At 60.5% G+C, this 13,133-nt stretch carries 18 protein-coding genes and 1 pseudogene; 12 read left to right on the top strand and 7 right to left on the bottom strand.

Annotated features, from left to right (window positions below):
* Window positions 1-94: 94 nt before the first annotated feature.
* Window positions 95-784 carry a hypothetical protein gene (locus ISP19_RS04980; RefSeq protein WP_204680253.1) on the bottom strand — a complete coding sequence of 230 codons (690 nt, stop codon included), beginning with the start codon at window positions 782-784 and terminating at the stop codon, window positions 95-97.
* A 116-nt stretch (window positions 785-900) separates the two neighbouring features.
* On the opposite strand from ISP19_RS04980, the gene lptM reads away from it, so the two are divergent.
* From lptM to ISP19_RS04940, 8 genes are all read left to right on the top strand, one after another.
* Entirely contained in the window at window positions 901-1,116 is a 216-nt protein-coding gene (gene lptM, locus ISP19_RS04975) for an LPS translocon maturation chaperone LptM (RefSeq protein WP_204680252.1), read from the top strand.
* Between the two features lie 14 nt (window positions 1,117-1,130).
* Window positions 1,131-1,979 carry a diaminopimelate epimerase gene (dapF, locus tag ISP19_RS04970; RefSeq protein ID WP_204680251.1) on the top strand — a complete coding sequence of 283 codons (849 nt, stop codon included), beginning with the start codon at window positions 1,131-1,133 and terminating at the stop codon, window positions 1,977-1,979.
* A gap of 73 nt (window positions 1,980-2,052) precedes the next feature.
* Window positions 2,053-2,736, top strand: coding sequence for a DUF484 family protein (locus tag ISP19_RS04965; RefSeq protein ID WP_204680250.1), 684 nt, complete (start codon window positions 2,053-2,055; stop codon window positions 2,734-2,736).
* An 8-nt stretch (window positions 2,737-2,744) separates the two neighbouring features.
* Entirely contained in the window at window positions 2,745-3,635 is an 891-nt protein-coding gene (gene xerC / locus ISP19_RS04960; protein WP_204680249.1) for a tyrosine recombinase XerC, read from the top strand.
* Complete coding sequence (locus ISP19_RS04955; RefSeq protein ID WP_204680248.1) at window positions 3,635-3,985, top strand: GlpM family protein; 351 nt, start codon at window positions 3,635-3,637, stop codon at window positions 3,983-3,985. The genes xerC and ISP19_RS04955 overlap by 1 nt, the downstream gene beginning before the upstream one ends.
* 127 nt (window positions 3,986-4,112) lie before the next feature.
* The gene (hslV, locus tag ISP19_RS04950; RefSeq protein ID WP_204680247.1) at window positions 4,113-4,646 is read left to right on the top strand and encodes an ATP-dependent protease subunit HslV; all 534 of its coding nucleotides are present in this window, start codon (window positions 4,113-4,115) and stop codon (window positions 4,644-4,646) included.
* Between the two features lie 101 nt (window positions 4,647-4,747).
* Window positions 4,748-6,088, top strand: a complete 1,341-nt coding sequence (gene hslU / locus ISP19_RS04945; RefSeq protein WP_204680246.1) for an ATP-dependent protease ATPase subunit HslU — start codon at window positions 4,748-4,750, stop codon at window positions 6,086-6,088.
* Window positions 6,089-6,199: 111 nt separating this feature from the next.
* Window positions 6,200-6,823 (top strand): hypothetical protein, encoded by a 624-nt coding sequence (locus tag ISP19_RS04940; protein WP_204680245.1) that lies wholly within the window; start codon window positions 6,200-6,202, stop codon window positions 6,821-6,823.
* A 42-nt stretch (window positions 6,824-6,865) separates the two neighbouring features.
* Here ISP19_RS04940 and ISP19_RS04935 read toward each other — a convergent pair whose 3' ends face one another.
* Complete coding sequence (locus ISP19_RS04935) at window positions 6,866-7,555, bottom strand: glutathione binding-like protein (RefSeq protein WP_204680244.1); 690 nt, start codon at window positions 7,553-7,555, stop codon at window positions 6,866-6,868.
* Between the two features lie 185 nt (window positions 7,556-7,740).
* On the opposite strand from ISP19_RS04935, the gene ISP19_RS04930 reads away from it, so the two are divergent.
* The 3 genes from ISP19_RS04930 (at window position 7,741) to ISP19_RS04920 (ending at window position 9,952) form a co-directional block, all read left to right on the top strand.
* On the top strand, window positions 7,741-8,217 hold the full coding sequence (locus ISP19_RS04930; RefSeq protein WP_204680243.1) for a hypothetical protein: 477 nt from the start codon (window positions 7,741-7,743) through the stop codon (window positions 8,215-8,217).
* A 119-nt stretch (window positions 8,218-8,336) separates the two neighbouring features.
* The gene (rbsK, locus tag ISP19_RS04925; protein ID WP_204680242.1) at window positions 8,337-9,233 is read left to right on the top strand and encodes a ribokinase; all 897 of its coding nucleotides are present in this window, start codon (window positions 8,337-8,339) and stop codon (window positions 9,231-9,233) included.
* Window positions 9,234-9,679: 446 nt separating this feature from the next.
* Window positions 9,680-9,952, top strand: coding sequence for an XAC0095 family protein (locus ISP19_RS04920; protein ID WP_204680241.1), 273 nt, complete (start codon window positions 9,680-9,682; stop codon window positions 9,950-9,952).
* A gap of 50 nt (window positions 9,953-10,002) precedes the next feature.
* Here ISP19_RS04920 and ISP19_RS21615 read toward each other — a convergent pair whose 3' ends face one another.
* The 5 genes from ISP19_RS21615 to ISP19_RS04895 all read right to left on the bottom strand — a co-directional run bounded on the left by ISP19_RS21615 (window position 10,003) and on the right by ISP19_RS04895 (window position 12,853).
* Entirely contained in the window at window positions 10,003-10,425 is a 423-nt protein-coding gene (locus tag ISP19_RS21615; RefSeq protein ID WP_204680240.1) for an ankyrin repeat domain-containing protein, read from the bottom strand.
* 338 nt (window positions 10,426-10,763) lie between these two features.
* On the bottom strand, window positions 10,764-11,087 hold the full coding sequence (locus tag ISP19_RS04910) for a hypothetical protein (protein WP_204680239.1): 324 nt from the start codon (window positions 11,085-11,087) through the stop codon (window positions 10,764-10,766).
* A 63-nt stretch (window positions 11,088-11,150) separates the two neighbouring features.
* Entirely contained in the window at window positions 11,151-11,633 is a 483-nt protein-coding gene (locus tag ISP19_RS04905; RefSeq protein ID WP_204680238.1) for a hypothetical protein, read from the bottom strand.
* A gap of 243 nt (window positions 11,634-11,876) precedes the next feature.
* Window positions 11,877-12,332 (bottom strand): hypothetical protein, encoded by a 456-nt coding sequence (locus ISP19_RS04900; protein WP_204680237.1) that lies wholly within the window; start codon window positions 12,330-12,332, stop codon window positions 11,877-11,879.
* Window positions 12,333-12,457: 125 nt separating this feature from the next.
* On the bottom strand, window positions 12,458-12,853 hold the full coding sequence (locus tag ISP19_RS04895) for a hypothetical protein (RefSeq protein ID WP_204680236.1): 396 nt from the start codon (window positions 12,851-12,853) through the stop codon (window positions 12,458-12,460).
* Between the two features lie 112 nt (window positions 12,854-12,965).
* Between ISP19_RS04895 and ISP19_RS21240 the strand changes: the two are divergent.
* Window positions 12,966-13,133, top strand: a pseudogene (locus ISP19_RS21240) (IS5/IS1182 family transposase); the annotation flags it as partial.

Raw genomic sequence — 13,133 nt, 5'->3', positions numbered from 1 at the left:
ACATCCGTCATCGGCCGGGCCTGCGTTCCAGCAGCGGATGATCGTTGCGGCTTACGCCAGGATGACGCCAGGGCGAGGCTGAACCGCCATGCCGTCAGTCACCCAGCGGCTGCCCGATGCGCTGCTGCGTGACATCGTCGGGGCGCGCGACCAGCGCGCCGGTGTGCATCAGCTCCACGCTGTAGTGGCCGCCGTCGACCAACGGCAGAAAGGCGGCGCTGCCGAACACCGTATCCACTTCGGGCAACCAGTCGGGCCATTGCTTCTTCAGATCCATCAGGTCGCCCTGACCGGCCTGGCTGAAATCAATGACGGTGCGCGGTGCGGTCATTTCCTGGCTGGCGTCGTCGTAGCGGCCGGAAATGCGATCAAGCCGGTATAGCGGCGGCAGGCCGGCCAGCATCGCCGGCAGCTTCCACTTCAACACGATGGCGTCGACCTGGAAGTCATCGCCCGCGAGCATGACCTGGCGCGTCGCGCCATCGGGCCAGGTCAGCGTCAGTGCCCAGCGCTGCGGCGTGAGGATGCGCGAGTCGATCTGCACCACCGGAATCTCCTCGCTGAGGAAGCGGTAACCGCGCAGCGACATGGCCAGCGCGCCGATCAACACGGCCAGCACCACGAAGATCAGCATCAGCAAGCTATGTGCAGCCGCGGCGAAAGGACGGTGGTCGTGCACATGCTGGCGCGCGGTCAGCAGTTGCACCAGGGCGACGATCAGGATGATCGCGGCCAGGATGGCGAGCAAGGTCGCCGGCAGACGCAGTAATTCGTTCCAGTTCATCGACGACTCCAGATACCCGCACATCCTGTGCAGTGCTGGTGCGCATGATAAACGCTACAGCGATGGCGTCCTGATGGCTTGGCTATACTGCGTTGGTCACCCAAGGACTCTGCACCATGCGCCGATTGATCCTGCTGTTGCCGGCCTGCCTCGCTTTCGTCGCGATCTCCGGCTGCGGCAACAAAGGTCCCCTGTACTACCCGCAGGCGACGCCCAAGCCCGCTCCGGCCAAGCCCGCGCCTGCTCCCACACCGGCACCGGCGCACGCCAGCACGGCGGCACAACCGGCCAGTTCGAGCAGTGTCGTCACCAAGCCGCTGAGCGGAAACTGAGTTCGTCGCACGTCATGGCACTACGTTTTTCCAAGATGCATGGCAGCGGTAACGACTTTGTCGTCATCGATGGGCGCGGTGGCGCACTCGCGTTGAGTCCCGCCTTGATCCGCGCCATGGCCGATCGCCACACCGGCATCGGCTTCGACCAGTTGCTGAGCGTGGAGCCGGCACGCGATGGCCGCAGCGCGTTCTATTACGGCATCTGGAATGCCGACGGCTCACCCTCGGGACAGTGCGGCAACGGCGTGCGCTGCGTGGCGGCGTGGCTGCATCGCGCGGGCGCGTTGGCGCTGGGCGACACGGTACAGATCCAGAGTCCGTCCGGCCCGGTCGCCGTGCGCCTGGCGGATGCCCATCGGGTCACGGTGGATATGGGCGAGCCGATCTTCGATCCAGCGCGCATTCCCTTCGATGCCCCGCACGCGGCTGACCGCTACACCCTGGAAGTGGACGGTCAGGCCTTGGATATCGGCGCCGTGTCGATGGGCAATCCTCACGCAGTCGTCACGGTGGACGACCTGGCTGATCCGTCATTGGCCCGGCTCGGTCCCGCCTTGACCGGACACGCACGCTTTCGCGAAGGCACCAACACCGGTTTCGTTCAAAGGCTAAGCGCCCACCACGTGCGCCTGCGGGTGCACGAGCGCGGCGCCGGCTGGACCTTGGCTTGTGGCACCGGCGCCTGCGCGGCGGTGGCGGTATTGCGGCAACGGGGCCAGGTGGACGCCCAGGTGCAGGTGGACCTGCCCGGCGGCAGCCTGCACATCGACTGGGCCGGACCCGGCGAACGGCTGTGGATGACCGGCCCGGCCAGCTTCGTCTACGAAGGCGAGTGGCTCGACCCGCAACACAGCGATTGATGCGCAGCCGCGTCCATCGCAAACTCAGGCCAGGCGACTTGCCGTCCCAAGCTTCCGGTTCGAGGTTTCGCGCATGACCAATGCCCTGCTCGACGACACGATCAAAGCCAGCGATGTGGCCGCTTACCTGCGCCAGCATCCCGGCTTTCTCAGCGACTACCCAGAACTGGCCACCTTGCTGACCATGCCACGCGAACAGGGCGCGGTGGCATCGCTGGCGGCCTATCAACTGCAGACGCTGCGCGACAAGAATGGCGAGCTGGAACAGAAGCTGGCCGAGCTGAAGGCGATCGCAGCGGAAAACGAACGCCTGATGCACCGCGTGCATGAACTCAATGTCGCGGTGTTGCGCGCCAACACACCGGCCATCGCCGCACGCAGTGTGGTGGCGAGGCTGGCGGAAGATTTCGGCACCGACCAGATCCGGCTGGTGCTGTTCGGCGACCTGAGCCTGCCACCGGCCGATTGGTTGCTGCAGGAACCGGGCGGCCGCGCGTCGATGCCGGAATTTGTCGACTTCCTGGCGCACCATGACCCGATTTCCGGGCGGCTTTCCGCCGAACGCCTCTATCGCCTGTTCGGCCAGCACGCGCCGGAGATTCGTTCGGCCGCGGTGATGCCGCTGGGCGAACTGGGTTTGCTGGCGATCGGCAGTCACGATCCGGATCATTTCCAGCCCGGCATGGGCACGATGTTCCTGAAGATGATCTCGGCCACCGTCACCGCAGCCCTCGCGCGCCTGAGGGATGGCGCCTGAGCACAAGCATGGACGTTCAAGGCCAGATCGATGCATGGCTCACGCGACTGGCCAGTGAACGCAAAGCGTCACCGCATACCCTCGATGGTTATCGCCGTGATCTGGCGAAGCTGGTGCGTTTCATGCAGACGCAGCAGATCACGTCCTTCGATGCGCTGATTCCCAATCGCATGCGCGGCTTCATTGCCGCGGAGCATCGCGCCGGCCTCTCGCCCAAAAGTTTGCAGCGCTTGCTGTCTTCCTGCCGCAGCCTGTTTCGCCAGCTCACCCGCGAAGGCTTGTTGACGCACGATCCGCTCGCCGGCGTGCGCGGCCCCAAGGTCCATCGCAAATTGCCGGAAGTGCTGGACGTCGACGAAGCCACCGCATTGGTGGAAGGCGGGGGCGACGATGCCTTGAATCGGCGCGATCGCGCCATGCTGGAGCTGTTTTATTCTTCCGGCCTGCGTCTGTCGGAACTGACCGGCCTGCGCTGGCTCGATCTGGATCTAAACGCCGGTGAAGTGCGCGTACTCGGCAAAGGGCGCAAGACGCGCATCGTGCCGGTGGGCCGGCATGCGATTGCAGCGCTGCGCGCGCTGGGTGAAGCCGAAGGATGTGAAGCGGATTCGCCGGTGTTCCGCGGCCGCAACGGCGCGCCGATAAGTCCGCGTACCGTGCAGGCACGCATGAAGACGCTCGCGCTGCGCCAGGGTTTCGCCAAGCGCGTGCATCCGCATTTGCTGCGGCATACCTTTGCCAGCCACATGCTGGAATCGTCGGGTGATCTGCGTGCGGTGCAGGAGCTGCTCGGCCACGCCGACATCGCCACCACGCAGATCTACACGCATCTGGATTTCCAGCATCTGGCCAAGGTGTACGACGCAGCGCATCCGCGTGCGCGGCGCAAAGGGTCCTGATGTTGTCCGCATCCAGCGCGAACCTGCTGGTCAAAGCGCTGATCGGCGCATTGATGGTGTTGCTGATTGGCGTGCTGTCACGCACGCGCAACTACTACATCGCCGGACTGCTGCCGCTGTTTCCGACCTTCGCGCTGATGGCGCACTACATCGTCGGCAGCGAGCGCGGCACAGCCGATCTGAAAGCCACCATCCTGTTCGGCATATGGGCGGTCGTGCCCTACCTCGCTTATCTGACAAGCCTCTATTGGCTGGTCGATCGTTTGCGGCTGGTGCCGGCCCTGCTTGTCGCGTTAGGTATATGGTGCGTGGTGGCGGCCGGGGCGGTGTTGTTGTGGCAGAAGCACTGATCCCCGACATCCGCCGGTAAAGAAGGCCATAGGACCTGCCCTAGGGCCCGGGCTCCCGATCGACCCATCTTGGAAAAGCGTGCGACGGCCCCACGTTTCGCAGCTAGGCTTTCTTTCGGAGATTTTCATGGAATCGTTCCACGCCACCACCATTGTCTCGGTACGCCGCGAAGGCCGCGTCGTGATCGGCGGCGACGGCCAGGTCACGCTGGGCAATACCGTGATGAAGGCCAACGCACGCAAGATCCGCCGCCTGGGTAAGGGCGATGTGCTGGCAGGTTTTGCCGGCGCCACGGCGGATGCCTTTACTTTATTTGAGCTGTTCGAGCAGAAGCTGGACAAGCACAGCGGTAACCTCACGCGTGCCGCCGTCGAGATGGCCAAGGAATGGCGCACCGATCGCCGCCTCGGCCGCCTCGAAGCCATGCTTGCCGTCGCCGACAAAGAAGCCTCGCTGCTGATTTCCGGTAACGGCGACGTGCTCGAACCCGAACACGGCCTGATCGCCATCGGCTCCGGCGGCCCTTATGCACAATCGGCCGCACTGGCGCTGATGCAGAACACCGATCTGGATGCGCGCGCCATCGTGGAGCGCGCATTGAAGATCGCCGGCGATATCTGCATCTACACCAATCACAACACCACCATCGAAGAGCTTTGATAGAAGCGGGAAAGAGCGTCAGGGAACGGTGAAGATCACCCCGTTCCGACCGTTGCACCTTTCCCGTTCCCTGTTCCCCGTTTACTGCTCGAAGAGCCACCATGTCCGAACTGACCCCACGCGAAATCGTCAACGAACTCGACCGCTACATCATTGGCCAGCATGACGCCAAGCGCGCGGTCGCCATTGCGCTGCGCAACCGTTGGCGCCGCATGCAGCTCGAGCCGGTGCTGCGCGAGGAAGTGACGCCGAAAAACATTCTGATGATCGGCCCGACCGGCGTGGGCAAAACGGAAATCGCGCGCCGCCTGGCGACGTTGGCGAACGCGCCGTTCGTGAAGGTGGAAGCGACCAAGTTCACCGAGGTCGGCTATGTCGGCAAGGACGTGGAATCGATCGTGCGCGATCTGGCCGACGTCGCCTACAAGCTCACCCGCGAGCAGGCGATGAAACGCGTGCGCACGCAGGCGGAAGACCGCGCCGAGGATCGCATCCTCGATGCGCTGCTGCCGCGCCGCCAGACGCCCAGCGATTGGAACCACGATCCTGCGCCGGCCAACTCGCTCGAAAGCGACACGCGCCAGAAGCTGCGCAAGCAGCTGCGCGAAGGTGCCCTGGATGATCGCGAGATCGAGCTCGATGTCAGCATGAATGTCGGCGTGGAAATCATGTCGCCGCCCGGCATGGAGGAAATGGGCCAGCAGCTGCGTCAGATGTTCCAGAACCTCGGCGGCAACAAGACGCAGAAGCGCAAGCTGGCGATCAAGGCCGCGCGTCCGCTGCTGATCGAAGAGGAGGCGGCGCGCCTGCTCAATGACGAGGAAGTCCGCGCGCAGGCGATGGAAGCGGCCGAGCAGAACGGCATCGTCTTCATCGACGAGATCGACAAGATCGCGCAGCGCTCCGAATGGGGCGGCGCGGGCGTCAGCCGCGAAGGCGTGCAGCGCGACCTGCTGCCGCTGGTGGAAGGCTCCACCGTGTCCACCAAGTACGGCCCGATCAAGACCGATCACATGCTTTTCATCGCCTCCGGCGCGTTCTCGCTGGCCAAGCCCTCGGATCTGATTCCGGAGTTGCAGGGCCGCCTGCCGATCCGCGTGGAGCTTTCCGCGCTGTCGGTCGACGACTTCAAGCGCATCCTGCGCGAGCCGCACAACGCGCTCACCAAGCAGTACGTGGCCTTGCTCGGCACCGAGGGTGTGACCCTTACCTTCGACGAGTCCGGCATCGACCGGCTGGCCGAGGTGGCCTACCAAGTGAACGAGCGGACCGAGAACATCGGCGCCCGCCGCCTGCATACCGTGATGGAGCGGCTGCTGGAGAAGATCTCCTACGAAGCTGCTGACAAATCCGGCCAAAATTACCTGATCAACGCCGAATATGTCGATAAAAACCTCGGCAGCCTGGTCAGCGACGAGGATCTCAGCCGGTACATCCTGTAAGGCCGCGCCAGTTTTTGTAGATAACTGTTTTTAAAAGAAAAATTCAACAACCAATTTCACTTAGCGGGCTATAAACAAGTTGCCGGACCCCCCTCTGGTAAAATATTCGCCATGGGCAAGATCATTGAATTAAAGACCACCGGCCAGCGTGCGCAGCTCCGCGAAGCGCAACAAAACCAGCAGCTGGTGCGTCTGTGGCGCGGCGAACTCGAACACGGCAGCTTCTGCGGTTATGTCGGCAGCGTGGGTCGGGAATTTTTCCTGTTGTGGGTCGTCGGCGACGGCATCACCTACGACGGCATGTATGTCATGCGGCATCGCGACATCACCGAGCTGGAAACGCCGGACAAGCACAGTCTCTTCATGGAGAAGGCGCTGGTGCTCAAGAACCTGGTGCCGCGCCTGCCGCGCAGCTTCCCGCTCGACAGCATCCGCGACGTGGTGCAGGCCGCCAGCGCGATGGCGCCGGTGATCGGCGTGCATGTGGACAGCGAGGACGAGTCGGAAGTCTGCTACATCGGCCGCCTGGTCAGCGTCGAGGAAGACGGCTTCAATCTGCAGGAGATCACGCCCGATGCCGAGTGGCTGCGTGAGGCGTCCTTCTTCAGCTGGGACGAAGTGTCGACGGTCACCATGGAAGACGGTTACGCGCAATCGCTGCTCGCCGTCGCCGGTGCGCCGCCGCCGCTGTTGCAAGGCGATGCCGGCGTTGGCCGCACGGAGCCTTCGCGATAACTAAAAAAGCCCGCCAATCGGCGGGCTTTTTTGTGGCCTTTGTCAGGGACGCCCAAACAAATTCCGCCGCGCTTCCTCGTCGGTCTGCAGATCGAATTTGCCCTCGATCGTGTCGCCGATCGCATAGGCGCGCTTGGTCGCGGCACGCTCGCGAATATGTTCGAACCAGCGCTTTAAGTGCGGGAACTCGTCGATGTCGATGCCCTGATTGGCATACGACACCGTCCACGGATATGCCGCCATGTCGGCGATGCTGTAGTCCTTGCCGGCGACGAAGTCACGCCCTTCCAGGCGCTTGTCGAGCACGCCATACAAGCGATGCGCTTCGCGTGTATAGCGGTCGATCGCGTAAGGGATCTTTTCCGGCGCATAGCGATTGAAGTGATGGTTCTGGCCCAGCATGGGTCCCAGGCCACCGACCTGCCAGAACAGCCATTCCATGACGATGGTGCGTCCGCGCACGTCCTTGGGTAGGAAGAGGCCGGTCTTTTCGGCCAGATACTGCAAGATTGCGCCCGATTCGAACACGCTGACCGGCTCGCCACCGTCGAGCGGTGCCGTGTCGACGATCGCCGGCATCCGGTTATTGGGTGAGATCCGCAGAAAATCTGGCTCGAACTGCTCGCCCTTGCCGAGGTTCACCGGCTGGATGGTGTAGGGCAGGCCGGTTTCTTCCAGGAATAAGGTGATCTTGTGGCCATTTGGCGTGGGCCAGTAATACAGCTCGATCATGAAACGATTCCGGAACGTAAAGCCACAGCGTCGGGGCCGGGCATGGGTCTTTCAAGGCGAGGCGATCGGCACGAACTTACGGTCGAAGAAGAAAATACGCGTTGTGGTAAACGTCGCGCGCTGTTCCTCGTTTCCCCACTTGCCGGCTGCCGGCGCGCCTCACCCACGGAATCTGGAGACATTGCATGAATACTCTCGCCTCGCGTTTCGCCCTGCTGGCCCTCTCGCTAAGCGCCATCAGCCTCGCACCCGCTGTGTTGGCACAGGACAACGGCTCGGGCGGCGGTGGCTGGCAAGGGCATCAACATGCCGCGCCGGACCCGCAGCAGCAGGCCTCCCGCCTGACCAGCCGCCTGGGACTGAGCGCCGATCAGACCACCAAGATCACCACCATCCTGCAGAACCAGCAGCAGCAGATGACCGCGTTGCGCGGCGACAGCTCCATGTCGCAGGATGATCGTCGCGCCAAAATGCACGCCATCCGCGAGGACACGGACACCCAGATCAACGCCGTGCTGACGCCTGCACAGCTGACGCAGTACACCCAGATGAAGCAGCAGATGCGCAACCGCATGCAGAACGGACATAACGGCGGCGGTGCCGACAATGGCGGCTCCAGCAGCAGTAATGGCGGCTCCAGCTCCAACAACGGCAGCAACTAACGCACGCTGCTTTTTCATCGCACACCGATTCGCCGTCGGTGTGCGATGAGTCCGCGGCTACCACATCCCCGCCGCTGGCTTTACGCTCTTGCTGACAACGAATTCCGCGAGAGCAACCCATGACACGCCTTGTCGTCGTCGGCAGCATCAACATGGACCTGGTCACGGTGGCGCAGCGGTTTCCGGCGCCCGGCGAAACCCTGCTCGGCGAACGCTTTCTTTCCGTGCACGGCGGCAAAGGCGCCAATCAGGCAGTTGCTGCGGCGCGTTTCGGCGCCGAAGTGCATATGGTCGGCGCGGTAGGTGACGATGACTTTGCCCAGCCACTGCGCGAAGCGCTCGCGGCGGAAGGCGTCGACATCGAGCACGTTGCGCGTATCAAAGATTGCAGCAGCGGAACCGCTTCGATCACCGTGGCCAGCGGCGAAAATCAGATCGTCGTGGTGCCCGGCGCCAACGCACACGTCACGCCGTCACACATCACCCGCGCACAAGACCTGATCGCTGGTGCCGACACGGTGCTTGTGCAAATGGAAATTCCACTGGAAGCCGTGGAAGCAACCCTGCGCATGGCGCATCACAAACACGTGCCGGTCATCCTCAATCCTGCACCCGCGCAACGATTGCCGGTGGAGTGGTTGAAACTCGCGCGTTACATCACGCCGAACCAGCACGAACTCGCCACCTTGCTCGGCGCGGATCCGAATGACGATTTTCGCGACCTGATGCGTCGCGCTCCGTGCCCGGTGGTGCTCACACGCGGCGTGGAAGGCGCGTGGTTTCGCGAAGGAGGGGAGCCGCAGCACCAAAGCGGCTTCAATGTTGAAGCCGTCGACAGCACCGGTGCCGGCGATACCTTCAACGCCGCGCTCGCCGTCTTTCTGCATGAAGGCTTGCCACTCGCGGTGCGCAAGGCCTGTGCGGCAGCGGCGTTATCCGTGACGCGCCTGGGAGCACGTGGCGGCATGCCGCATCCTGCGGAAGTGGATGCATTGTTGGCGCGCCAGCACAGTTGATCACGCCGATCAACGAAGACTAGAGCGTGTCAGCTTTTTCTTCGGCATAAATCCGCTTCTCCTGACGCGACTTCGTGGAGGGACTTATGAGAATGTATGCGTGTCGGGCGTGCCCATCCCCGAGATGTAAACGGCACGCCCGACACTAGTGAGGTAAGCGCGGATCGCCTGGGATTGCCGCCCAAACGATCCGCTGACCACAATCAACTCATTACCGGAGTCAATGATGGCTACGCTCGATTTTAAGGCACCCGCACGCTTGCGTGACCCCGCCCTGGTGCAATCCCCTTACTTCACCGCTGCGCCGACGGCGCGACGTCGAGCCCGAACTGGGTAATCGTCCAATCGGAATCGTCTGATTCCGCCCACAACGAGCAGGATGTTTCCTGCAGGCCCTTCGCACCGCGCGCAACGCGCGGTTCGACCTCAGCGCGTGGAGAACACTCATGGAAGACATCTACGGCGACCCGTCCGGGCCGCGCGACTATCTGCTGACCGCAGAAGAATACGACCAACTGAAAAACCTCCAGCAACTGCTGTTGATCATGGCCGACGTCGCCTACGACGAGGACCAGCAGGCCATCGAAAGCGAGCCCACGACCATTCCCCGCTGGGAAGTACAACTCTCCTTTCGACTCATCAGTGGGCTGATTGGCGAGGCCCTGGAGCATTTGGAGAAGCGCAATCACATCGAGCGGCAAAGCCCGGTGCGGCATTGATCAGCTGAATTTGCAGTGTCAGCGATGGGTCGGAAGCGACCATTCCAATTCTAAAGTTCACCTTGGATACCAGTATCGTGCCGTTCAAATACGGCGCGAACTTTTGTGCTTCGGATGGATATATCGAGAGGAGATCTGCCACTTACATTTCGGTGATCGGGATTTGCACCCGCTTGCAGTAAAGCCTCAACTATCTTCAAATTTGCATCCGTCGCGACTGCAAGACACGCGTGGTGAGTTGCCGTCCACAGCGGTCCATTTCCGTACTTGTCGTGGGCGTTGGCATTTGCCCCTTGCAGAAGCAGGAAGGCAGTTGCTTCCAAATGGCCGTTCTGTGCTGCCACGTGCAGAGGTGTTAGCCCAGCCTTATCACCAGCGCTTGGATCTAATCCCGCAGACAGGCATTCGGCCAGATTGGCCAACTGCCCGCTAGCGGCTGCGTGCCAAAGCATCGAACGGCCATCGGCATCCACAACTGGGGAAGAATCTTTACTAGGCCATTGAGGTATAGCCGCTCCATGAAGTGTGTAAAGGCAGGGCAATCATAAGTCCAAGGAATGTCTGCTTCGGGTCCAGGCTGTGTGAAAACGCAAGTTGACCGCTTACGATGTGCCTCCTACACGAAATTTGGCCGAATTACTGATCTCGAGTTCGTCAGAATCGCATCTACGTCGCCGAACTTGATCAGGCATTGCTCAATGAAAAATTCCGCTTTGTGTTTTCACACAGCCTCGGTCGGAAGCGGACGTTTAATACCCGCGTTAGATGACACGCGATCAACAGGTTTGCATGGGTTAGCTATTAGGCCGCCTCATGATTGCTGCGCAACCACCGGCTGTAAAAACGACCGGACCTGCTTTGCGCTTGATGTAACTAGATTGTCAGCCGCGAGAGAACGATTGTTTGCCGCTTCAACGGCTTGCCCCAACACATTGGCAAGGCAAACTGTCGCAGCTCCTACTAGTGAAGGAAAAAGCTCTGCGAACGCAACTGGGCCAAGCTCTTCCATCCGCTTGGTAATGAGCTGGAATGCTTCGTATCCAACCTCGTTTACGAACTTGAATCGATCCTGCTTAGAAACAGCCATCTCTAACTCCCAGCGATGCTTAAGAAAGACCAAACGTCTATTGACCATGCCCGCTCCGGGTCGGACGCGGACATCGCGATATGAAGTATCCGCGCCACTTTGCGCAGGGCGCTAAGTCGCCGGATTGGAATTGACGAAGTCCGGAACAGCAGAAAAGAGATCGTATATCGAGTCAGCCGGACCGTTCTCTATATGCTTGAATGTCCTGTTAATCGGGAAGAGGATCTTGCTCGGCCCCTTGCCGCGACTGGGAAACTCGATACCGATGTCTCCTTTCCATCGCACCCAAGTGCCAGAGAGCTCGGGATATGCAGCGATGATCGATCGCCCGAGAAACGCTCCATACATGTTTGCAATCTGGATTCGCTGATCAGGGGAATAGCGCGAGCTATTTGCAGTTAGATCCTTTGCAAGACGATCAACGGAGCTACCGCCGTAATTCGCCTCCGGAACGCCCTTTCGCAAAGTCGCTAGCACGCTTTCGGCGTAGCTATCGATGCGCGCCGCTGCTGCCTGATCCAAAGGTTCGGCCAGCTCAAGGGTGACATCCTCTTGCTCTGGCTTACCCCAATTCAATGAAAAGAGCTTCTTCATCAGTTTTCCCCTATTCCACCAAGCAACATTGACCCCAAAACGCACATGTCCGCTCCGGGTCCAGGCTGTGTGAAAACGCAAGTTGACCGCTTACGATGTGCCTCCTACACGAAATTTGGCCGAATTACTGATCTCGAGTTCGTCAGAATCGCATCTACGTCGCCGAACTTGATCAGGCATTGCTCAATGAAAAATTCCGCTTTCTGTTTTCACACAGCCTCGGTCGGAAGCAGACCTTAAGTGTCAGACATGTTGATAAATCACTCGTAACTTACAACCAAGGATCTCTTCGATCTCTTGCCGATGACCATCGTCGAGCCGCCCGAAGCTCCCATTCATTGACCCGAGAGCAAAGCGATACATTCCCTGAGGCCATTCATAGGCGAGGTTGTGCAAGCTGGTGTTCGATGCGCAACAAGGCGTGGCATAAACCGCAATTCTGAAACCTTGGCCATCAAAGTCTTCCTTCATGCACGCGAGCCACCACGACATAGGGATCTCGGCGCAGCAACCCGGACAACGAATGCGCTCAAAATTGGCGCCGCAATCTTGAAACTTGACGTGCTCGTTAACGGAAAGCTCGATTTCTTTTGCCCCACGAGCGATTTCGCAAAACTTGCGACGCGCGGCCTCTTGTTTTGACGTCTCTGGAATGAAATGTGGGTCGTCGGGAATTAAATAGGTCCAGTTCTCCGACATATCTCCTTACCCTCCAAGTGGCATGACTCACAGAGAAGCCACTCTGTGCTGTCCACTCGATTCTGTCGTGTGACTAAGACTGTCCGTTTCGGATTGCGGAAGCGGACAAGGTCGTTCCGCTAAAATCAGCCGCCGCCCGGACAATTTGTTTGCGTAAAAGCAGCTACTTCCTCAAACGTCTCGGCGAAGCCCCAAGCCTTAATCGTGAATTTCCCAATCATCGTGTCATCGCAAACAAGAATGTCCCGCATGGGAGTGCCATTCAGGGTGCAGATGCCACCAAAGCTTTCATCGCCGACGTCCTGATGCAATTCGACAAGCATCTTGCAAGAACTGAACTCATGCGTAAGTCCAAGTCGCTTTAGGCTTTGGTTGAATTTGGCCCGCTGGCTATCGAGTACCGCTGCATTCTCGACCCTAGCGCAGGAGGGCTTCGCGTCACTGGCGTGGAGAGGTCCCGCAATCACATGAAGTAAAACCCCGATCAGCACACCTGTCGGTCCGGAAACCCACTTTCCCATTCTTCTCTCCCTTTCAAATCCCGGTTCTAAGGCCGCTATGGGTCCAGGCTGTGTGAAAACCCCCCCGTAAAACGAACCGCCTATTCTGATCTCGCCCCAGGCGGAGTGTCTCATGAAGCGATTCGTGGAAGGACTGGACCGATCACAGAGCCTGCTTTTCCCCGAGCGGCTGGAAGACTATATCAACGAGGACAATCCCGTTCGAGTCATCGACGTCTTTGTCGAAGAACTGGACCTTGGCACGCTGGGGTTCGAAAGCGTCGAGCCCGCTAGCACTGGC

Source organism: Dyella flava (assembly GCF_016904955.1).
GTDB classification, from domain to species: Bacteria; Pseudomonadota; Gammaproteobacteria; order Xanthomonadales; family Rhodanobacteraceae; genus Dyella_B; species Dyella_B flava.
Note: the sequence above shows the minus strand (reverse complement) of the source record. Positions and strands in the feature narration are given on the sequence as shown.